15 protein-coding genes are annotated in these 22,492 nt (G+C 53.7%); 6 read left to right on the top strand and 9 right to left on the bottom strand.

Annotated features, from left to right (window positions below; all coding sequences use genetic code 11):
• Nucleotides 1-39: 39 nt before the first annotated feature.
• Both LOC67_RS09870 and LOC67_RS09875 read right to left on the bottom strand, forming a co-directional pair.
• On the bottom strand, nt 40-1,179 hold the full coding sequence (locus LOC67_RS09870; RefSeq protein ID WP_230262428.1) for a cysteine desulfurase family protein: 1,140 nt from the start codon (nt 1,177-1,179) through the stop codon (nt 40-42).
• Nucleotides 1,179-2,030, bottom strand: coding sequence for a hypothetical protein (locus tag LOC67_RS09875; protein ID WP_230262429.1), 852 nt, complete (start codon nt 2,028-2,030; stop codon nt 1,179-1,181). Before LOC67_RS09875 ends, LOC67_RS09870 begins: the two co-directional genes overlap by 1 nt.
• A 32-nt stretch (nt 2,031-2,062) precedes the next feature.
• Between LOC67_RS09875 and scpB the strand changes: the two genes are divergently transcribed.
• Nucleotides 2,063-2,965: an SMC-Scp complex subunit ScpB gene (scpB, locus tag LOC67_RS09880; RefSeq protein WP_230262430.1), complete on the top strand. Its 903-nt coding sequence runs from the start codon at nt 2,063-2,065 to the stop codon at nt 2,963-2,965.
• 25 nt (nt 2,966-2,990) lie between these two features.
• Nucleotides 2,991-3,470 (top strand): hypothetical protein, encoded by a 480-nt coding sequence (locus LOC67_RS09885; protein WP_230262431.1) that lies wholly within the window; start codon nt 2,991-2,993, stop codon nt 3,468-3,470.
• 206 nt (nt 3,471-3,676) lie between these two features.
• On the opposite strand, the gene hemA is transcribed toward LOC67_RS09885, so the two are convergent.
• The 3 genes from hemA to LOC67_RS09900 all read right to left on the bottom strand — a co-directional run bounded on the left by hemA (nt 3,677) and on the right by LOC67_RS09900 (nt 8,845).
• The gene (gene hemA / locus LOC67_RS09890) at nt 3,677-4,951 is read right to left on the bottom strand and encodes a glutamyl-tRNA reductase (protein ID WP_230262432.1); all 1,275 of its coding nucleotides are present in this window, start codon (nt 4,949-4,951) and stop codon (nt 3,677-3,679) included.
• Nucleotides 4,951-5,787, bottom strand: a complete 837-nt coding sequence (locus LOC67_RS09895) for a cytochrome c biogenesis protein CcsA (RefSeq protein ID WP_230262433.1) — start codon at nt 5,785-5,787, stop codon at nt 4,951-4,953. The genes hemA and LOC67_RS09895 overlap by 1 nt, the downstream gene beginning before the upstream one ends.
• 466 nt (nt 5,788-6,253) lie before the next feature.
• Entirely contained in the window at nt 6,254-8,845 is a 2,592-nt protein-coding gene (locus LOC67_RS09900) for a ComEC/Rec2 family competence protein (RefSeq protein ID WP_230262434.1), read from the bottom strand.
• A gap of 327 nt (nt 8,846-9,172) precedes the next feature.
• Here LOC67_RS09900 and LOC67_RS09905 point away from each other — a divergent pair, with 327 nt between their 5' ends.
• Together LOC67_RS09905 and LOC67_RS09910 are read left to right on the top strand one after the other, a co-directional pair.
• Nucleotides 9,173-11,314, top strand: coding sequence for a prolyl oligopeptidase family serine peptidase (locus tag LOC67_RS09905; protein WP_230262435.1), 2,142 nt, complete (start codon nt 9,173-9,175; stop codon nt 11,312-11,314).
• 184 nt (nt 11,315-11,498) lie between these two features.
• Nucleotides 11,499-12,848 carry a hypothetical protein gene (locus LOC67_RS09910; RefSeq protein WP_230262436.1) on the top strand — a complete coding sequence of 450 codons (1,350 nt, stop codon included), beginning with the start codon at nt 11,499-11,501 and terminating at the stop codon, nt 12,846-12,848.
• Nucleotides 12,849-13,416: 568 nt separating this feature from the next.
• On the opposite strand, the gene LOC67_RS09915 is transcribed toward LOC67_RS09910, so the two are convergent.
• Entirely contained in the window at nt 13,417-14,322 is a 906-nt protein-coding gene (locus LOC67_RS09915) for a DUF6655 family protein (protein ID WP_230262437.1), read from the bottom strand.
• A gap of 130 nt (nt 14,323-14,452) precedes the next feature.
• Complete coding sequence (locus LOC67_RS09920) at nt 14,453-14,833, bottom strand: translation initiation factor (RefSeq protein ID WP_230262438.1); 381 nt, start codon at nt 14,831-14,833, stop codon at nt 14,453-14,455.
• Nucleotides 14,834-14,953: 120 nt separating this feature from the next.
• Between LOC67_RS09920 and LOC67_RS09925 the strand changes: the two genes are divergently transcribed.
• Complete coding sequence (locus LOC67_RS09925; RefSeq protein WP_230262439.1) at nt 14,954-16,231, top strand: valine--pyruvate transaminase; 1,278 nt, start codon at nt 14,954-14,956, stop codon at nt 16,229-16,231.
• Between the two features lie 169 nt (nt 16,232-16,400).
• A complete protein-coding gene (locus tag LOC67_RS09930; RefSeq protein ID WP_230262440.1) occupies nt 16,401-17,342 on the top strand; it encodes an alpha/beta hydrolase in 942 nt (313 codons plus the stop codon).
• Nucleotides 17,343-17,368: 26 nt separating this feature from the next.
• On the opposite strand, the gene LOC67_RS09935 is transcribed toward LOC67_RS09930, so the two are convergent.
• Together LOC67_RS09935 and LOC67_RS09940 are read right to left on the bottom strand one after the other, a co-directional pair.
• On the bottom strand, nt 17,369-20,686 hold the full coding sequence (locus LOC67_RS09935; RefSeq protein ID WP_230262441.1) for an efflux RND transporter permease subunit: 3,318 nt from the start codon (nt 20,684-20,686) through the stop codon (nt 17,369-17,371).
• Complete coding sequence (locus LOC67_RS09940) at nt 20,683-22,473, bottom strand: efflux RND transporter periplasmic adaptor subunit (RefSeq protein WP_230262442.1); 1,791 nt, start codon at nt 22,471-22,473, stop codon at nt 20,683-20,685. Before LOC67_RS09940 ends, LOC67_RS09935 begins: the two co-directional genes overlap by 4 nt.
• Between the last annotated feature and the right edge of the window lie 19 nt (nt 22,474-22,492).

Here is a 22,492-nt window from a genome sequence, read left to right on the forward strand (position 1 = left end):
TTTTGCAAGCTACTTTTCCACGTAGTTTTCAACAATCTCTTACGATCTTAACTTGTTGTAAATACGACAGATACGTTCGCCAGCTTCATTGATTTCTTGCATCGTGGAAAACCGGCTGACACTGAACCGAATTGCACTCTCAATCGCCCACTGATCGCACCCCATTGCCGTCAAAACGTGGCTCGGAGGGCTACTTCCGCTGCTGCAGGCCGATCCGCTGCTACAGGCGACTTGTGCAAAGTCCAAAGCCATCAAAATGGACTGCCTGTCCACGCCCGGAACGGAAACGCAACTCGTATTTGGCAAACGACTTACATCCGATCCGTGAACCACCATTCCCGCGATGTTCTCGCACAGTAGCTGCTCCAAACGGTCACGAAGGCTGACTATCGACTGACAGTTCGTCGACAGGTTTTCCACAGCCAGTTCAGCGGCTTTAGCCATCCCGATGACCAACGCGATGGGCTCTGTCCCCGGCCGAGAAAGGAGTTGTTGTTCACCACCAAAAAGGGCCGGTCTGACTTTCGTCCCCGCAGACAAAAGAAGAGCACCGATCCCTTGCGGACCATGAAACTTGTGTGGAGTGATTGTTATCGCGGCCGCTCCGAGTTGTTCGATGGACAGTTGGGTTTTGCCAACAGATTGGGTCGCATCGACATGCAGAATCGCACCGGCACTGCGACAAAGCTCGGCAACTCGATCGATCGGCTGGATGACCCCGGTCTCGTTGTTGGCTGACATGACCGAAACGACCGGTTTCGAGAACTCATCGAGCAAATTATCAAATGACAGCAAATCAATCTGGCCATCAGCTTTCGCTTTGATGAAACCGACTTGACGGCCACGTTGACGTTCTCGTTCGGCAAATTGCAGCACACTGGCGTGTTCGATCGAGCTGACAATCAGTGGCGAATTAGGTTCGCCGAGGCCGGCAAGAGCGAGGTTGTTTGCTTCCGTTCCGCCACTGGTGAGGATCAATCTTGGGCCGCCGGGCTGGGAAAGATCGGCGCCCAGTAGTTTCCCTATTTTCAAAATGGCGGCATCGAGACGTTCACTCGCGGAACGACCCAACGCATGCAGGCTTGAAGCGTTTTGTGGGCCCCGCTGCAATTCGGACGTGATCGCGTCGACGACGGCCGGATCCATCGCCGTCGTCGCGTTGTTATCAAGGTAGATCATCAGTTAGGTTGAGCAGGCTGGTCGCTAGCAGTGGAGGTCTCCTGATCATCAGGCACCAATCTTTCAGACGGTGATGTCTCCGCAGCCACCGGATTGTCGGATCCGGGGATCTCATCGGAAGATTCCACGATCGATTTTTGCAGCGACAGTAGCGTTTGAGACTCGGGATAGTCACCGATCGTCTCATGGAGGATTTCGTTGGCCAAGTCTTCTCGATTGGCGAGACGTAGATCTTTGGTCAATTCGGCGGACTCGGCGATCAGGAACTTGTCGATCGCTTGTTGAAAAGAATTCGCGTCATCGTCACCGGGCAGGCTGCGAGCGATTTGCAGCAGTGGCGGGATCAACACATAAAGCTGTCGTAGGGCCAGTCTCTGAACGATCGGCCACAGGACAGCGGCACGTTTTGGGTGGTCGGTGTTCCACTGCACCCAGTAGTGTGATCCTCGAAAATCGCCGACCCAAATCGATTCTGTTAGCAGCGAAGCGATCTGTTGCTGAGACGTCGGGCCTCGACTGATCGAAACGATATGCCACTCCGTTGGTGGTTTGCCCCGTGGTGTGCTGATGAGCGAATTGGATCGAAGGTAGCTAGAGACTTTGTCGGAGATCAGATTTCGTCGAATCGGAGAGAGTTGAATTTCAAGAAACGGAACTTCGTAAAAAGAAAACTCACGTGTTTGAAAATGGCTGGGTGCGAATTCAATTCCTTTGACGTTCCCTTTGAACATCACGATTCCGGCGACTAACAGCACCGACAGAGTCGCGCTGACAGTGATCAGAATGCGTCGAGGGCTACCGGGCCGGCGTCTTTTGGGGCGTTGTTTGGAGGATGAAACCGACGTAGACACAATGATTAATTCATTACAAGCTGGAGAACGAGATGGGCCAAGCGTCGCCAGTTGGACGACGTAAACCGTTAAGATCATGGTCGCTCGGTGCGGAAGAAGGCTTCACAGGCGACGTTTTTCACCACTCAGTCTACGCGATGCAGCATTTTCAGTCGCACCGAAATCCGCTTCAACCTTCGTCAGTGGCGGCGAATTGGCTGGCGTCAGCGAATGTGGCCGGATCGCATGACCGTTGTCGACGACCCTACAGTGTCGTTCAGCCCTCATTTGGCGACGGGGGCGATGTCCATGCGGGGAGTGCAGCCGAAAGTGGACTTGGGACAGGTGACGGTAGTCGACCAGGAAGCGATGAAGATGAGGATCCGATCGCACGCCGAATGCGTGCCGAAGCGGTCCTGTTACTAGCCAAAGCTCCGCTAACAACGCGGAAACTGGCCCAATTGGCTCACTTGGCGGACGGTACCGAGGCTCGTACACTTGTCCGCCAATTGAATCAACTTTACGACGAACTGGGCAGAGCGATCCGAATCGAGCAGGTGGCCGGTGGCTATCGGATGCTGTCTCGGGCAGCTTATGCTCCGTGGCTTGGCCGACTTGAACATTTGCCTTCAGCAATTCGGTTATCATCGCCGATGATGGAGACGCTGGCTGTTGTTGCCTACCGAGGTCCGGTTTCACGCGCTGACGTGGAAGCGATTCGCGGTGTGGCGTGCGGCGAGTTGTTGCGACAGTTGATGGAACGCGATTTAATTCGAATTTCTGGACGGAGCGAAGAGCTCGGCCGACCGTATCTATACGATACAACGAAACAGTTTTTGGAAGTCTTCGGGCTTCCTTCCACCGACGCATTACCACCGATCGATTGGAATCCACTACAGGATGACTCTGTCGACCCGGACCCCGAATCATCGACTTCAAATTTCGACCTCAAGTAATATCGACATCAAGAAGGAGTCAGTCGTGAGCCTTGTTGCCTCGTCTGGAGCCAGCACCGCGTCTGGAACCAACATCACCAATCCGATCACCACCGATTTTTGGTGGGGCGCTCAGCCATTGCAAAGTCAGTCTCTACCGGGACTGTCGGTGCCAAGTCTGTTTGTCCAACCGTCCGATATCTTTGGGATGCAGCCATTGGCCGTCATCGAAGATGAAGAGGACGAGTTGTACGAAGGCGAGCCCGACTACGACGAAGACGATGAAGACTGGGATGATGTAGATGACGACCTCGAAGAAGACGACGACGACGAGGATGAAGATCTCGACGACGACGACGAGGATGAAGACGACGACGAGGACGACGACTGGGAAGAAGTCGACGACGAAGATGATGATGAAGACGACTTCGGCGAAGACTTCGACGACGACGACGAGTGGGACGACGAAGAAGATGAAGAAGATGATTGGGACGAGGAAGAAGGCGAAGAAGAAGAGTGGGATTGATTTCCCCTCATCACCCCTCGTTCGATTGCTAAACGAGATGTTTAGCTAGATGCATTGCGGCTTCGGGGATTGATTTCCCAGAAGTCGATGCTCAATCAGGCCGAAGTTCGTCTCAGGAAAACAAAGCCGCTGGCACTGGCGGCACATCCTTATCCGGCCCAACAAACTCGGCGTTGCTCCACCAAGCCGACTCGCACTCAGTCGCCTCAGTCCAAGCGAAACAGTTCTCGCAACGCTTTGACAAGGCCTTTCTGATGGCCTTCAGCGGCATCTTCTTTTAGCGATGCCAACGGCGGGTGCAGCAGTTTGTTGATGATACGATCCAGACTCTTCTCGATCTCGCTACGCAAAGCCGGTTCGCCGCCAAGCGATTCCAATTTCGGAAGCAACCGATCAAGCTCGTCTTGCTTGATTTGCTGTGCCTGTTCGCGAAGTCGCTTGATGACCGGACCGGTCGCTCGGTGGTTCAGGTCCGCAAGTAGCCGCTTGGTTTCTTCGGTGATGATCCGTTGGGCTTTTGGCCATTCCTTTTCCCGTTCATGACGGTTTCGTTGACATGCCGCTTGCAAGTCATCGATTTGGTACAGGTACAGGTTGGGGAAGTCATCCAGGCCGGCGTCGAAGTCACGGGGGACAGCCAAGTCCAACGCCAACAAAACGCGGTCTTTGCGTTTCGCTCGCAGCGTTTCAAACTGCTGACGAGTCAGGATCGGTTCGGTCGCCGCCGTGGTACCAACAATCAAATCAGCCTGGGTGACTTGATCAAGGAACGTGTCCCATGGGGCGAAGGAAACATTGAAGGCTTCGGCCAATTTTTGAGCACGCTCGATGCTCCGATTTAACACGACGACATTATTGGCGCCCGCTTGAATGAGATAGCGAAGTGTCTCTTCACCCATTTCGCCGGCACCGCAAATGAGCACCCGTTTGCCGACGAGACTGTCGAACACCTCGGGCACGACTTCGCCGACAGCAACGCTGGGAACGCTGACGCGGCGGCGATGGATTTCGGTTTCCGTTTGGACCCGCTTCGCAGCATGATTGGCCCCTTGGAATACCGCATGGGTTAGTGGCCCGGCAGATCCAAGCTGACATGCCAATTCATAAGCCTGCTTCACCTGCGAAAGAATCTGCGATTCGCCGATCACCATGCTGTCCAAACTGGACGCGACGGTGAAAAGATGCTCGATCGCCTCGTGACCGCTGCGAAAGATCATTTGATCCATGATCTCATCGGTCGGCATCGCATGTTGTTCGGCAATAAACGAGATCACGGCATCACGGTCCGGGGAACCGCTATCATCAACCGTGGTATACAACTCGGTCCTATTGCATGTGCTAATCAGCACGAGTTCGCCATTGGGAAAACGCCGGCGGAATTCGTTTAGTGCTGAACCGACTTGATCGCTCGTAAATGCCACCCGCTCGCGAAACTCAACGGCCGTATCGTGGTGGCTGCATCCAATCATCTGCAGCTGCATCAGCTCACCCCGTGCGAACTAAAGACCACGCCGAAAAGCGCTAGCAGCAAGAATCCCAGGCTAGCCAGGGTCATGTAAAAAGCCTTTCGCCCACGACTAGCCGGGCGATAGAAGAATTCGGTCGCCGCGGCCACACAGAGCCAAACCAGAAGTACCAGACTTAAGATGATGCCGCTGTCGGACCATACCATCCGGTAATTCTCGTTCAGGTTCATGATCATCCCGGCGATCGTTCCGATGGCGACGGAAATCGTGCTGACCAACAACGATTGCCGGTTGGCACGATCGAGCGTTTCGAGGGTGGGCAATCGAAATCGAGTTCCCCCGGCACGTTTCATCTTTAAGCGTCTGGATTGAACCAAATACATCACGCCGGCAAGAAATCCGATCAGCACTGACCCGGTGCCAACCATCATCGCGAAACCGTGAATCGATCCCCATACGTCTGTCGCGTGGTCACGGGAAAATCGTTCCCAGCCTCCGACGAAAACGCCCAGCCCGATCGTCAGCAGAATCAAGGGCAGAAAAAACAGGCTGATAATGGTGTCGCTGCGGCGGATGTAGGCGACGGTGAAGAAAATCGCTAGTCCCAGAGCCAGTAACAATGACCACTCCGCCCAGCTGGATAGTAAGCCAAGCTTTTCATCGACCGGGACGTCGATCACACGCAGAAACAAAAAACTGATCTGGGTGAATAGGCCAAGCGCCATCATGACCAAGACGATCGCCGAGCGCGCACCGAAACTTACAACCAGTCTTGAAAGCTCGAGGGCATAGGCGAGCAGATAACTGGTGAAGAAACAGGCGACGGAAATCTTGTGCAGGATTTCTAACACGAACGCCGAGGGGTGGTAGGCGAAGGGGTGGTGGGCATCTCAGACTAATCTGATTGTATTGTCAGTGCGGTTTTCCAAACGGTAAACGCTATTCGAAACGGCGATTCATTCGACCGATAACAGTCGGTTTTGACTTCGCGATTCTACCTCTCTGGAGGCGGGCTAATCGCATTTGCCATCGAACAAAACAGTCGCCCCAGTGACTAATTTGTGCATCCGTGGGGATCTCGGATTCCTACCGCGAACACCGTTCCAATTAAGCGACAATGACTAGGTCTGCGTTTAAACCGCCAGCGGAACCGAGGGAATATCCTACACGTCAATCGTTCGATGACCATAGGATACGTAGGTTGGACATCGAACCTCACGAGCCTCTTTCTAAAGCGGATTCCGATTCGCTTGCCCATTCAGGATATTCTGAACGACAGTCAATGCTGCGACAGTCGGACTTTGAAATCAGCGGTCGCTACCAAGGGTCGCACAACCAGGAACGTATTTCGGTATTTGCATTCCTATCGAGCCGGACGCGTACCGCGCCAAGTTTGGCCGTGACATGGACCCCACTGCCGGTTTGAGAAAGCATTTGCTGAACCTCCACCGATCGAGACCGCTTTCCGCCACTGACGATCGTCTCTTGAGGCCGGGCCCAGGCGAGCACCATTTCAGCTTTCATCCGCAAACTGCCATGATGCGGGGCCATCATGATTCCACCAGGCGGAGGCCTTGATCCGTCGACCAGTAACTCCGTCCCCGGAGGTTCTAGATCACCCGGCAGGATGACCGGTACTCCGGCATGCACCAATTTCAACACCAAGCTGTTCGCGTTGTCGCTGCCATGAACACCGGACAGCGGAGGGTGCAGAACTTCGAAACAATCAACCAGAGCGTTACGTTCGGAAATCGTTTGATCGGAACAAACTTCGACCACCGGAACGGCTGCATTGTCGATCGCGTTGTCCAAATCACGCAATTGTTTTTCCGATCGACGCAGCATTCCTGGTGGCGTGATGATCTGCTTAACCTTGAAGCGTTCAAGCAAGGCCGGCAAAGCGTTGTAATGATCAGCATCGGCATGTGATAGAAAGACACCATCAAGTTGCGTGATCCCCATCGACCACAAGGCGGTATCGATCGGTCGACAATTTCCTTCATAGTTGCCCAGCCTCCCACAGTCATACAGCCAGATGCGCCGGTCGGCAGTACGAACAATGACGCTGGTCCCATGTCCGACGTCAATAAAGGTCGTTTCGATCATTGATTCGGGAAACGGTGAAACGCGTGTGACCAAGACGACGTTGACCGCGACCCAAAACCCAATCCATGCAAACCGACAAACCCGTCCCCAGCGGAGCTTCACAAACAACGTCATTGCTAGACCAACATAAAAAGCACCGATGCTGATCGACGTTGGCGACGGCAACCAATAATGGCCACCGGGAATCGAAGCCGCCCAAGCGATAACTGTTGACATATAACGCAGCGAGTACTCACACACCGCTGCCGGCATCGTCGCCAGCCATGGTGCGATAGGATCTAGAATCACCACGATAACGCCAGCCGGCAGGGCGAACGCGAGCCCCATCCAGACCAGCACATTGGTCAAGACACTGATCAAAGAGATCAAATGGAATTGGGCCCAAACATAAGGCAATGCTACAGCCGTTACGCAGGTACTCATCCACGCCAGTTGACCAACGAATCCGAAGATCAGCTTGATCGTTTTCTTCCATAGGCCGGCTGAATTTTCGATCAACCGATCAAAGTTTTCTTGACGTTGATTTTCACGTTGCTTCGCAAAAGACAGCGGAAGTGTCATCGCCGAACGGGCTGCCAACATCAACGTAATCACAGCCAAAAACGAAAGATGGACGCCGGGGGCAAACAGATTTAGCGGATTCTTAACGAGCAACAAAATCGCGGCAAAGGCGAGCGTATTGAGTGGTTGGCTCGTTCGCCGAAAACATCCCGCCAACAAGAAAACGCCAACCAGGACCGCGGCTCGTAAGACAGGCGGACGCCCACCCGTCATCGCAACATAAAATGCACTCAGTGAAACGATGACGATAAAACGCGGTGTCGGATTGATCCCCGCAGCGGCGACAGCCCAAGACACGAACATGACCAAGATCGCCAAGTGCATCCCACTGACCGACAATAGATGCGCCGTCCCCGTCGTTAGTAGTTGGTCACGAGTTGTCTGGTCAACCAGTTCGCGTTGACCTAAGACCAGTGCCAAAGCCAACGGCCCGGTTTGCGACCCAGTGTATCGAATCAATGAATCACGGCCGATGTCGCCGATGGACGCGATCGTGCGATTGATAATGTCACGAGATGGGCTTAGCAGGACCACCGATTGCGCGTTCTTGGTATCGATACGGCAATGCAGACCTCGACGCCGATAGTTTGAACGCAGGTCGGGTTCACCAGGGTTTGTCGGTTGATCAAATGGCCGCAGCCAACCATAGATTTCTAGACGGTCGCCGGGACGATGGTGGCTTAAATCGCCGTCAACACGAACTAGCACTCTACCATCGATCGAGACCAGTTGTTCGCTGTTTCGATAGCGATCAACGTCGATCATCAATTCGCTGGTGTAGGTCATCGCTTGATTTCCGAAACCAGGCCGACTTCGCAGTACCACTCGACCATCAAGCGTTCCTTGAACAATCACGGGATAGGCTTCCCTATCAAGCAGCTTCAAGATGGAAGCGGATCGATACTGTTGTTCCAGAAACGCATGCCAAGTGGCAAACAATCCGATCACGCCGATAGCACTGGCAAGGTAGCGAAGCGTTTGTCGGGCTGACGGACGGGCGATATGCCGCCGCGTGACTTCGACAACAACGATCACGGCCAAGACAAGGCATCCCCATCGAACCAGACTGGTTGGCAACGACCAAAAGGTCGCACGGTCCAGAAGAATGCCGGTGATCGCTAGCACCAAGACGACAAGTGCCGGATAGCGATGCAGGGACTCGCAAGGCGACCAAAGAAGATCGAAATGGAATTGATCAGCGATCCTTGCCGAAGTAGCCGCTTGGTCAGAATTCCGTTGCACCGCCGATCGATCCTTGCCGCATTCCATTCCTCGATAAGCCCCGTCCTTCACGAGGCACACTCGTCAAGCAGGATGGTATGATATCAGCGCTAGGGAGGGGTGTGTGGTGATCGGGCAGTGGTGATCTGGCAAGCGCTGCTGGCGACGAGACCCGATGTTCACGATATCGGATGCTTGGTTGATCCACCGTAGGGAAGGCCAGCGACGCGATGGACAGCGTACAACGGTACCCTGGGGGTGCTCGGGACTGATTTCTTGTCCGTGGGTGTAAAATCTTGGATGACTTCACCGTTGCACCAGCATTTCATCGATCGAGAAGATATGGATATGAAGTATTTACCAACTGTTCCTCTCGCCTGTTTACTCGCTTTCGGTTTGACATCCCCCGTGCCCGCGCAAAACGCAAATAACAAATTGGTCTATCCAAGTACAAATACGGTCGATGTTTCGGATACCTATCACGGGATCAGTGTTGCCGACCCGTATCGATGGTTGGAAGACACCGAAAGCGATCAGACACGTCAGTGGATCGAGGCGGAAAACAAAGTGACGCAGGACTATCTGCAAGCTTTGCCCGGTCGCGAAGATATGCGGGAGCGTTTGGAAAAGCTTTGGAACTATGAGCGTTACGGAATCCCGACGCGTCGCGGCGACCGTTATTTCTATTCGCATAACGACGGACTGCAGAACCAAAGCGTGTTCTACACCGCCGATGCACTCGATGCCCCTCGTAAGGTATTGATCGATCCCAACAACCTTAGCGATGACGGAACGGTCGCGCTGGCGTCAACGGCGATTACCAAGGATGGGACTTTGGTCGCCTACGGGTTGGCCGATGGCGGCAGTGATTGGCGAACCTGGAAAGTCCGTGACGTTGCGACCGGCAAAGACCTTGAGGACGAAGTTCGTTGGGTGAAGTTCAGCGGCGTCGCTTGGCTACCGGACAACAGCGGTTTTTTCTACTCCCGCTACGACGCACCGGTCGAAGGTTCCGAACTGCTGAGCACGAACGAAAACCAAAAGATGTATTTCCATCGCTTGGGAACTTCGCAAGACGATGACCAATTGATCCTTTCACGACCCGATCATCCGAAATGGGGATTTTCACCGGTCGTGACTGAAGATGGCCGTTACCTCGTCATTCACAACTGGAAAGGTAGCGAGCCAAAGTCTCAAGTGTTTATCAAACGGTTGGATCAAGAAGACAGCGAAGTCAAACCGTTGATCACCGGATTCGATGCCGAATACAACTTGATCGCTTCAGTCGATGAAACACTGTATTTCCTGACAGATCATGAAGCACCACGCCGCCGATTGATCTCGGTCAATGCAGACGCTGCCGAACGAGAAGGCTGGGGCGAAGTCATCGCCGAAAGCGAAGATGTCATCGAATCGGCAAGTTTATTTGGCGAGGTGTTCTACGTCAGCTCGCTAAAGGACGCGCGCAGCTTGATCACTCGTCATAACATCGACGGTTCCCTGATCGATGAATTTGAATTGCCAGGCCTCGGTAGCGTCGGCGGATTTAACGGCTACCAAGACGCGACGGAAACCTTCTTTTCGTTCACAAACTATGTCACACCCGGTGCAATTTATCGCGTCGATTTGACAAGCCCTTCACCGGCAAAGGCTGACGCAAAACTTTGGCGACAAAGTGAACTCGATCTCGATCTCAGTCAGTTCGTGACCGAGCAGGTCTTTTGCACCAGCAAAGACGGAACCAAGGTGCCGATCATCATCACCCGTCACAAAGACACCAAGCTGGACGGTAGCAACCAAACATTGCTGTATGCGTACGGTGGTTTCAATATCTCGCTAACACCATCGTTTTCACCCGCCAACGCGGCCTGGGTTGATGCCGGTGGAATCTATGCCGTAGCGAACCTTCGCGGTGGTGGCGAATACGGTCGCCAGTGGCACGAAGCTGGAATGCGTTTGAATAAGCAAAACGTGTTCGATGATTTCATTTCGGCCGCAGAGTTTCTGATTTCCTCCGGCTACACCTCAAACAGTCGTTTAGGAATTCGTGGCGGCAGCAATGGCGGGCTGTTGGTCGGTGCCGTCATGACCCAGCGTCCCGATCTGTTCGGCGCGTGCTTACCAGCGGTAGGTGTCATGGACATGTTGCGATTCCAAAAATTCACCATCGGCTGGGCATGGGTCGGTGAATATGGCAGCAGCGATGAGGAAGACCAAATCAAGAACCTGATGTCGTACTCACCGCTGCACAACGTCAAAGAAGGCACCTGCTATCCGGCGACGCTTGTGACCACGGCCGATCGAGATGACCGGGTTGTTCCCGGGCACAGCTTCAAATTCGCTGCCGCACTTCAAAAAGCCCAAAGCTGTGACAATCCGACTCTGATTCGTATCGAGACACGAGCCGGTCATGGCGCGGGAACTCCGGTGAGCAAACGGATCGAAGAGTACACCGACCTTTGGACGTTCCTGAAGGCGAATCTTCAATAGACGCTCGCCGTTTGAATCTTGGTCGGCATCGATTCGGTCGGCAGGGAATGCTGTGGCCCGGTTGCAAAATTGGGCCATAGCAAGAACGGGTAAAACGAACTAATCTTGGTGATCCTGCGCGCAATCGAAGTGATACCGTGACGTGTCGTTCGCTGCCCGCTCCCGCCTACCCGCGCACAAGATCATGCATCTTGCTACCCCGACGGCGCCGACTTACGGGCGTACGTTTCCGCTGTATGTGCCACCGATCGACTGGTTCTTTCTCACAGATGACAGTCCTCGGTACACGATGTCATTTTTCCTCGACCTCGATTTTAGCGGGCAGCTGGATCAGGCCACATTCGAAGCCGCAGTCGAGGAAGCGCTTCAGCGACACCCACTGTTGTTTTGCCGCGTCGCACCGGAAAAAAATGATCGCCTTTGCTGGGTGTTGTCGCCAAAAGATATCGCACCGGTCGATTGGGCCGATGGACAGACCCCGATCGATATGGGAAATGGGTATCTGGATCTGCGGACCAACACGGGGCTGCGGATTTGGGTCCGGCAGTCGTCCGACAGCGCTCGGGTGACGATGCAGTTTCATCATGCCGCGTGCGATGGTACGGGGGCTTACCGATTTGTCGGTGACTTGCTGGGTTGCTACATGCGGCGATTGGCCTGCTGCGAGGGCGAAGTCGAGTTATCAAATTTTGATGCCGCATCGTTGAAGGTCCGTCGATCAAAGATGCGTAGCATCATGATGCACGACAGTGCTCTTTCGAAATTTAAGCAGGCTGCCGCCCAAGCGTTTGATCACATCGGAACACGCGTGGCGCCACTTAAGCCGCCAGCGACGGCGCCACAAACATTCCAACTGCCGGCGATGGAGAAGCAAACCTTCACGGCAGGAGACTTAGCCAACCTGCGTAAAGCGGCAACGTCGCAGGGTGGGACACTAAACGATTTGTTTCTCAGCAAAATGTTCGTCGCCGCACATCGCTGGAACGGATCGTTCACGGGATCACGAAAGATTCGAATCCTTGTACCGGCCGATATGCGTGATGGGGATGACTTTGAAATCCCCGCATGCAATATGACCGCCTGCACTTTTATCTCACGGGCTGCGAGTGAAATCGAAGACGAAAAGCGTTTGATGGACTTGGTCGTTCGCGACACGCTGGCACTGAAAAGTGGGCAGCTTCAAAAGGACTTTGTCAATTCAATCACCACCGCGATGGAAGGCAAACTGTTGCCTTGGATTCTTTGGGCAAGCCGCTGCATGGCGACCGGAGTGTTCTCCAATGCCGGTGACCCATCGCGACGCTTTACCGGCAAGTTGCCAAAGAAACGCGGGAAGGTCAGCTGTGATGAATTCACACTCGAAGGCATCACCGGGGTTCCACCTCTGCGGCACAACACACGTAGTACTTTGTCGTCGAGTATCTACGGTCGTCAGCTAACGTTCTCGTTGCGTTGTGATCCGTATCTTTTCGGCAGTGACGACACGAAGCAACTGTTGGAACTGTTCTGCGACCAATTAAGACCGCTTTGTTAGTGCAATGTTTCAACTGAAAAGTTGGGTTGGGGGCATCAGCCGACGGGCGTTAGCCCCGGTGATTGCACTGAAACCGGGGCTAACGCCCATCGGCTAATCAAAAATCAAGCTGGACTGGTCCCCTATGAGCCGCACCGCGTTAGCGGCGGTTAAATGACTTGCAGAACCTGACACAGATCACAGAACCGCACGCTCGCGCGCCTGCGGCTGATCGTTTTTCAATCAGCTCATTGCCTTATCAGCCGCTGGCGCCAGCCCGCGGTTCCTGCAGCGAACCGATCCTGCACACAGAACCGCACGCTCGTGCGCCCGCGGCTGATGAAAATCACCCTATGAACCGCACCGCGTTAGCGGCGGTTTTCGCACGGGCAACCGGGGCTAATGCCCATCGGCTAATCAAAAATCAAGCTGGACTTGCCCCCAATGAGCCGCACCGCGTTAGCGGCGGTTATCCCAAACACAACCAGGGCTAACACCCAATCGGCGAACCCGAAAATCAAGTTGGACCAAAGCACTCGGTTGACTGGTAAAGCCAATGAATCGATAGCGATAAGCAGTCCACCATCGGCTAGCGTTTCTTCGGTTTTCCTTGATCCGGTTTTTCAGCAACGGATTCGGCAGCAGGCGGTGGATCCACTGCGGGTGCCTCAGGAAGCTCCTTTTCTTTCGGCTCCGAAGCCAGAAGGTCGGGCGCCGGACCGAACTCACCAAATTCTGGCCAACCTTGGTTGAATCGAGTTTCAGCGGTGAAGTCCACCGAGGGTCGATCAAATTCCTGTGAAGTGCTGCCGTTATCGCTACGACGACCGAACCGGAAATGGCTGCCGACCAGTTTGGTTTTGTCGCGAATCGTTCCACCCTGGAAAGGACCGATGCCCATCACCCAAGTATTCTTCGCAGTGGCGACCGATTGACGGACGCCAGACTGCCAGATCGGTTGTCTTGTTTCGCGATCGTACGCAAACGCAGCAATCTTGGCGGCCGCCTCACGAGACTCGCGCCGGGCGACAGAGATCTCAGGCAGTGTTGGGATAATGGGGGCGTTCGGGATTGCTTGGGCAGCCGAGTTGAACGCGTTGTTTTCAGGGATCCCGTAGGTCACCAAGTGGTCGTCAGTTCCCAAGGCACCGACACGTGCTTCGATGATCAGGTCTGCTTCGCCAGAGGCATCTTGGATCAAACAACCAGCAGCAAGGATTTGTTGTCGAAGGCAACTGATTACGTACTCAGCATTCGCATAGCCTTCGCCTTTGACCGTTCGCAGGTAGCTGGTATCCAGGTAAACCTTGCGTCCCGAAAGCGGTCGAAAGTCCAAGTCTTGGATACTGCGATCAACCGCGTCACTGACAACCAATTGTTCGGTCGCGCGATGTTCACGAGTCGTTCCACATCCGCCGATCGCCAGCATCAAAAAACACAGTGTCGCAAGACACGGCGTCGTCGGAATTTGGTCAGAACGGAAAGCGTGAAACATCAACGCGTGAAACTTCGGTGATCGGAAAGCAGTTCCAGGTGGGACGGAACCTTTGGATCGGTCCCGGAGACTACTAACTAACGGGCACGCCGGATGTGTGGCAAGTCCGTTCTGCGCGGCGACTTGAACGTTATTTCACGCGGTAGCCGATTTCTTTCAGCTTTTTCCGCACCGCATCGGCATGATCGCCCTGCAATTCGACGATGTCTTCTTTCGCCTTGACCGTACCGCCGGTCCCACAGACGGCTTGAAGCTGGCCCAACAAAGCTTGCAAATCATTGGCCGCTGACGTCAGTCCGGTGACTACCGTGGCTTTTCGTCCGCCTTTTCGTTTTTCGATACCGACGCGAGCGGTTTGTTTTTCAGGGGGGAGCCGATTGGCCAAGGTTTGTTTTTCAGCTTCAGCGGCGGCCTTTTGCTCGGCCGTACATTCGCATTCGGTTTCAGGTTTGCCGCAAAGATCGCAACTTGGCGGAATGTAGAACTGCGTGCCGGCGAAAAGGCTAGCCATAGGATCGATGTAGGGGTGGAAAAGCGTGATGTAGTAACAATCGACCCCAGCCCAAACGTCCGAACCCTTTGATGCCGATCGGGTCTGCATACAATGTACGCCAACCACAGCAGATGATCGATGACAGAACGACTTTCAACATTTGGCAAACGGCTGGCCCTGGATTCGGGGATCGGCGAACTGATGCGCGACTTGGGCGATGCCTTAGCCGCAGGCAATTCCGAGACCTGCATGCTTGGTGGCGGCCAACCATCGCACATTCCACAGGTCGATCAGCTATGGCAAGAACGCTTGCAAGCAATCGCGGCGGATCCAAAGCAAACCGCACGTGTACTTGGCGACTATGATCCGCCGGCCGGTGATGCTGGGTTTAGAGATGCGGTCGCGAGGTTCTTTTCAAGACAATTCGGTTGGTCGATCACAAAAGAAAATATCTGTGTGACCGCCGGTGGGCAGACCGCTTTCTTTCTGTTGCTCAACGCGATCGCGGGTCGCTTTGATGACCGACCGGATCGCAAAGTCCTGCTGCCACTGTCGCCAGAGTACATCGGCTATGCGGACCAATCCGTTTCATCGGATCTGTTCCGCGCTACCAAGCCCTTGATCCATGAAACCGATTCGCATGAGTTCAAGTACGAAATCGATTTCGATTCGTTGAACGTCGATGAATCTGTCGCCGCGATGTGTCTGTCACGGCCGACCAACCCATCATCGAACGTCGTCAGTGATGATGAGCTTGACCGATTGGTGCAGATCGCCAACGAAAACGAGATCCCATTGATCGTGGACAATGCGTACGGTCTTCCGTTCCCCGGCGCAATCTTTGGTGACGCCACACCGCGATTCGAACCTTCGATGGTTCTGACATACAGCTTGTCAAAGCTAGGGTTGCCGGGAACGCGGACGGGCATCGTGATCGCCGCACCAGAGATCATCGAATACCTTTCGTGCATGAACGCAATCAGCGCGCTAGCGAATAACAATCTGGGGCAGGCAATCACGCTGCCTCTTTTTGAAAATGATCAGTTGGCAACCGTCAGCCGCGAAGTCATTCGCCCCTACTATCGACAACGCTCCGAAGACGCGCGTCAGTGGCTTTGCGAATCAATCGATCCTTCGATCCCGTTCCGCATTCACCGATGCGAAGGCGCGTTTTTCCTATGGCTTTGGTTGCCAGGTTTACCGATCACGTCGGCTGAACTTTACGAACGACTGAAACGACGCAACGTGCTGGTGATCTCAGGACACCATTTCTTCTTTGGTCTGGATGATCCCGATTGGACGCATCGCAACGAATGTTTGCGAATCAGTTATACGACCGATCCAGAAATCCTGCGTCGTGGGTTAAAAATCCTTGGCGAAGAAATCAACTCGCTCTATCAAGTTGCAGTACCATAGCGGTTTGCCGAATGATCTCTTTTGCTTAAGACCGCCTGTCAGTCATTCGATATGATCGGTGATTCAGGTTTGCCCCAGGTTCGGTTTGTCTGGCGGCAGACCAAGAAAGCTGTCGGTGTGGAAACGAGATTGATTCATTCGGGCAATCTTTGTCCAAGGCGAATCGAACATGACACTGCACCCACAAGCGAAAGCCTATCTTGAAAACGTTGCGCAACAGGGTCGGCCGGGTTGGCATGAGTTAACCGTTGCGGAATCACGGACAATCTTTCAATCGCTCGCTCCGCTTTGCGGGCCTCGTCCGACACTGCGTCGAATCGAAAACTTGCAGACCGATTCAGGAATCAAGCTGCGTTTGTATTCCGATGTACCCGCAGAACAGTCAACGGATGCCCCGCCTGTCTTGATGTTTTTTCATGGGGGTGGCTGGGTGCTCGGTGGGCTAGATACCCATGACGGCTTGTGCCGTCGGCTGGCCAAACATTCAGGCTGCGCCGTCGTTGCTGTCGACTATGGACTATCCCCAGAGAATCCGTTTCCGGGACCAGTCCACGATTGCTTCGATGCGACGGCTTGGATCTGTGAACATCAACAAAAGCTCGCTATCGATGGCTCGCGTTTGGCGCTGGTAGGCGACAGCGCCGGCGGATATCTGGCGACCACGGTGGCAATGATGGCACAGCAGCAAGGTTCTCCGGCAGTCGATCTTCAAGTCTTGATCTATCCAGTGATCGAGGCAAACTTTGAAACCGCGTCCTATCAATCCTTTGCCGAAGGCTACGGGCTAACGCGTGAAACGATGAAGTGGTTTTGGAAGCACTTCCTTAGCGGTACCGATCCGGCGGAGGCATCATTGATGGATCGCAACGGCTTGTCAGATCTTCCGACGGCCTTCGTGATCACGGCCGAGTACGATGTTTTGCGTGACGAGGGCATCGCTTTCGCTAAACGATTATCCGACAGCAATGTCGAAGTCGATCTTTGGCGAATTGAAGGGATGCTCCATGGCTTTGTTCACTTCGCCGGTGTCTTCGATCCGGGGATCGAAGTCATCCGGCAATTGGGCGAACAGGTTGGGCGAAGGTTGAAAGGAATCAGTACCGAACGATAGTCATTGGGTTTGAATTCAGAGTCATATTAAGTCGATCGATGGATCGGCTTGACACCAAATGTCTCGACCAAGATGGCGTAGAACGCCGGAATTAAATACAGGGTTAGGACGGTCGTTAGCATCAGTCCCGCAATCATGCACCACGCCAACCCGGCCCAAAGCGGACCGCCGCTGAGTGCCAGCGGGAGCAGACCGCCAACCGTCGTTGCGGTCGTCAAGAAGATCGGTAGCATCCGTTGCTTTCCCGCCTCCAAAAGGCAACGACGAAAACTATCACGATCGATTCCAGAGATCGGCCCACTGCCGTCCGAGGATTCGACTCGTTCAGAAATCAAAATGTCTGCGAATTCGATAAAGATGATCGCCGTGTTCAAGACAATTCCGAACAATGCCAGAATACCGAGCTGCGGCATGAAACCCAATGAATTGCCGGATAAGAACAATCCCAACCAAGCACCCGCAAGTGCCATCGGCAATGTTGCCAAGATGATCAAAGGCTTTGACCAGCCGTTGTATTGAACAATCAAGCACATCACGATCAGCAAGAACGAAATCGCAAACGACATCATCATTTGACCTCCCGCGTCTTGGCTTTCTTCATAGGATCCGCCGGTTTCGATATGGAATCCGACCGGCAAAGATGCTTCCAAGCGTTTGAATTCATCCAGCTGCAAAACGCGGTTCACAACATCATTGCCGGTAACGCCCGGTTCCATCTGGGCGGAAACTTTGATCACCCGGTTCATGTCACGTCGTTCGATCCTTGCTGGCTCCCAAGAGAACTTAAAACCCGCAAGTGACGACAGTGGTATCTTGCCGTTATCGCCTTCGACAAACGACTCCTGCAATTCGCGAATCGAACGTGTCTCTTGCGGACGAAGCTTAAAATAGATCGGTACCAAGTGGTCGTCTTCGCGGAACGTCGTCAGTTGTAAACCGGAATAATACGAGTTCAACGTCTTGGCGACTTGAGCATTGGTCACACCAGCCAAGGTTGCACGGTCTTCGTTAACATTCACCAGGATCTGATAACCATCGACACCCCAGGAATCATGGACGTTCCAGGTTTCAGGCTGCTTGTTGACGATCCGTTTCAGTCGATTCGCGGCCTGTCGTAGTATCGCAGGGTCGGCAAATCCGCTACCGGTCACGCGAAAGACCAGTGGATCGGCGGGAGGTCCAAGTGCCAATTTGACCGGGACGATTCTCGCACCGACGACAGGATCAATTCCAAGGTCCGCATCGCCACGTTCACAGACGACGCGCAATCGATGGGCAAAGTCCGATGTGAATCGCCCGTCAGTGGTCCGAACCAGAATCTCTGCAAAGTTCCTCGATGGAGGTTCCGGCGCCCAAGCCAAGTGCCAACGTGAACCGCCGCCACCGACGAGCGTTCTCATCGCGCGCAGTCTCTCTTGCTTTCCGTTAAAGGAAACCTCTCCCTCACGAACAGGGCTCAGCTGCTGGATGACGAATTCGACTTGCCGAGCAATCTCGTCGGTTTGTTCGATCGTTGCCGTTTCGGGGAGATGGATTTTGACGGCGAATTGATCACGATTCGCATCCGGGAAAAACTCCGAACTGACCGGCAGCGACATGATGAAGACCAATAGCGCTAACGTACCTAGTAGCGTGATCCATTTGAAGCGAAGTGCCAGCATGCCGCTGAATTGATAGATCCGAAACAAAAATGGCTCGTCTTGCCGAGATTTGTCAGGTACGGACGGCTTACGTTTACGAAACATCGATGCCAGTCGCATCGCTAGCCGTACGACTGGGGATGCGGGTTGGTCGACTTTAGGCGTGCGTATGAAGAGCCCGGCAAGGATGACGCAAAGCGACATCGCCAACACCCAGCTAAGTGCAAGTGTTGTCGATACGGTTACCGGCAAACTGTAAACGTACTCTTTGCCTCCCCCTTCCAACGAAATCAGCATCGGGACAAACGCTGCCATCGTCGTTAGTGTCCCGACCAACATCGGAATGGCAAGCGTGTTGGCTCCTTCGATCGCGGCGGGAAAGGGATCCATGCCTGCGATTTGATTCGTGCGAGCTTGATCGCAGACCTGTACCGCGTTATCAACCAACAGCCCCAGCGAAATGATCAGTGCGGCTAACGAGATTTGTTCCAGCTGAACGCCAAACAAAGAAATAAAGCCGATCGACATCAATACCACGATCGGAATGTTGGCTGCCATGACAAACGAAGTTCGAAAGCCGACGACCAAGAAGACCACGACGACAACAATCAACACAGCTTCGATCACGTTCAAGACGACTTCGCCGATTTTGGCCGCCACGTTTTCGGATTGATCACTGACCGGGGTTACCGCGATGTCCGGAGGAAGCCTCTTTTCGATCTCTGAAAGTTCGTGGGTTCGTTGCTTCACGGCGTCGCAGATCTCGATGATGTTCGATCCTGATTTCATCGTGATGCCCAGCGTGACTGCGGGCGATGTCTGCTTTGTATCACCGAAACGGCAGTAATAGTTTGCCGGGTCTTCGTAGGCTCGGCGGACCGACAAACCCAGATCCGTCAGGTAAACACTGTTGCCTCCCTCTTCGGTTTTTACGACGCTCGCGATCTGGTTGATCTCGTTGATCGCATTGAATTCGCCCGCAGGCTTGACGGAAAAGTGGCCTCCGGGAGTGTCGATTTCACCTCCCGGCTGAATGATGTTGCGGTCACTTGCCAGCCTTTCAAGTTGTTGTGTGGTCAGGTTCAGTTGTGACCAGTTTGCCAAATCCGTTTCGATGAAAATGGCTTCATCGCGGACACCAAACATTTCGACTTTCGCGATGCCCGGCAGTAAACGCAATTCGTCCTGGATGTCTTCGGCAAATCGTTCCAGTTCACGCAAACTGTACTCGTCTTCCGGCCGCACGGTATCGCGACCACGTGAAGCGACTTGATGAATCGCGAGCACAAGAACCGATGTGTCCCCGAATTCGTCGTTCACATAAGGTTTGATCGATTCCTCTGGCATTTGAATCGTTTCGACCCGAGTGCGAACCTTGTCCCAAACCGCTTGGATTTCTGCGGGAGGAACACGATCATCTAGCTCGACAAATACAATCGATTGACCTGTCTGTGTGGTTGATCGGATGTGGTCGACTTCTTCGATACTGATGACTTGCTGTTCAATTTTGTCAGTGATCAGTTCTTCGACCTTTTCAGCCGGTGCGCCTGGCCACTGCGTCGAAACCACACAGACGCGAATCGTGAACTCGGGATCTTCGCGTCGTGGGATGGTGAAATACGTGATCGCTCCCCAGGCCATCAACAGCAGCGTGGCGGAAAAGACGATCGGGCGATAGCGAACCGCTAATGCTGGAAGGTTCATTGTGCCGAATCCTCGCTATCAGTTTCGACGGTATGGACAGGCATTTCTTCGCTGGGCAGTTCACTCGTGATCACATTGATCGATTCACCATCCATCAAAAAGTGAACGCCTTTGACGACGATTTGACACCCTTGAGGAAAGTCGTCGCCGGCAAGCGGATGAATTTGAATGAGTGATCCGGCGTTCAAATGGTTGGGAAGTTCCGTCCGGATCTCGCTTTGTTTCACATGATCGTCCTCGACCATGAACACATAAGTGCGACCGGATTCTTCATAGATCGCCTCGACAGGAACGTAGTAGCCTTCATTGGGTTGTCCGTCAGCAAGACTGGCGTTAACCAAGTCACCAGGTCGCAACATCCAATGGGCACCTCCATCGACCACCACCGATTTGCCATCCCATTTGGATCGATCATTCATCGGGTATTCCAAAGCACCAATGATCAGCGATTCACGGTCGATCGCTAGCGATTGATCGTTCACCGATGATTGGAATAGGACCGGTCGAAAGATCCAGTTTCCCAAGAACGGAATCCTGGCGTTGAGTACCGTCACATAGTGTTTTTCAACCGTCGTGACTTCTTTTAATCGTTGTCCATAGCGAGCATTCGTGGCGACCCAGACATAGTCGCCTTGGTCGTCACTTTCGATGGAGTTTTCTTCGATAACCAGAATGCTTTCCGGTGCCCCGATGATCTTGTTCAATTTCAGCGGCCAGATGTCTTCGGTTCGCGCGAACGATTCACCGCCAGGTATCTCCGACAATGGTGATCGATACTGTTCATTCATAATCAATAGCGACACGGAAAACGTTCGCGTCGAAGGGTCAGCGCTCGGCGAAACGCTGTAAACCATCGCATTACGTTCGGCCGGACTTCCATCGGGCATCACAAACGAAACAGAAAGCTGACGACGTCGCTCAAGATCACGTGACTGTTCGGCAGAAACTTCGATAGCGACCTTGATGGGATTGATCATTTGAAGTGTCAGCACGGGCGAGCCGGCCGAAACGACACTTCCGGGGACAACTTGGACCTCTGAAATCTGTCCCGGGTAAGACGCATAAAGAACAGTGTTGTCCAAATCACGCTGAGCATTGCGAAGCGTTTGTTTGGCGGCTTTAACACGAGCTTCGGCTGCTTTCAGTTCGACTTCTGCTTGTGCCTTGGATGATTCCAACCGATCAAGCCTGGCTTGTTCGGTCGAAAGTCGATTCTGTGCGTCCTCATATTCTGACTGTGAAGCAGCGTTCGAATTTCGAAGTTGCTGCATCCGTTCGTAGTCTGACTTGGCAAGCTTCAAATCGGCTTGAGAGGACCGGATGTCGGCGGGGATTGAATCACTGATCCGCTGCGCGATCACCTGGGCATCCAATTGCGCCGCTTCCAAAGACGCCTGGGCGGAATCCACCGCGACTTCATATTGGGCCGGATCGATCGCTGCCAGCGGCGTTCCTTCCTGGATCACATTGCCGTCCGCATCAAGGGTGCGACCGTCGATGTTTTTTCCTGGCTCCAAGACCCACATCACCCGGCCACCAACTTCGAACCCAATCTGTTCGGTTTTCCAAGATGTCACCGAACCCGAAACCGAAAATGATTTTTCGGGGATCACTCGTTGAAGCTTCATGACCGTTACCGGTCGAGGGGCTTTCGGCGGAATATCAGGTGCCCTTTTGGAGCAACCGGTCATCATGCATCCGGCCAAAGCGGACAGGATTAAACCGCCAAGAATCGGAATTCGATTTGACAGGGTGGTTCCGGTCGGCTGCATTGCTGGTTCAAACATAGGTTTCGATCCAAAAAGG

Source organism: Stieleria sp. JC731 (assembly GCF_020966635.1).
GTDB lineage: Bacteria > Planctomycetota > Planctomycetia > Pirellulales > Pirellulaceae > Stieleria.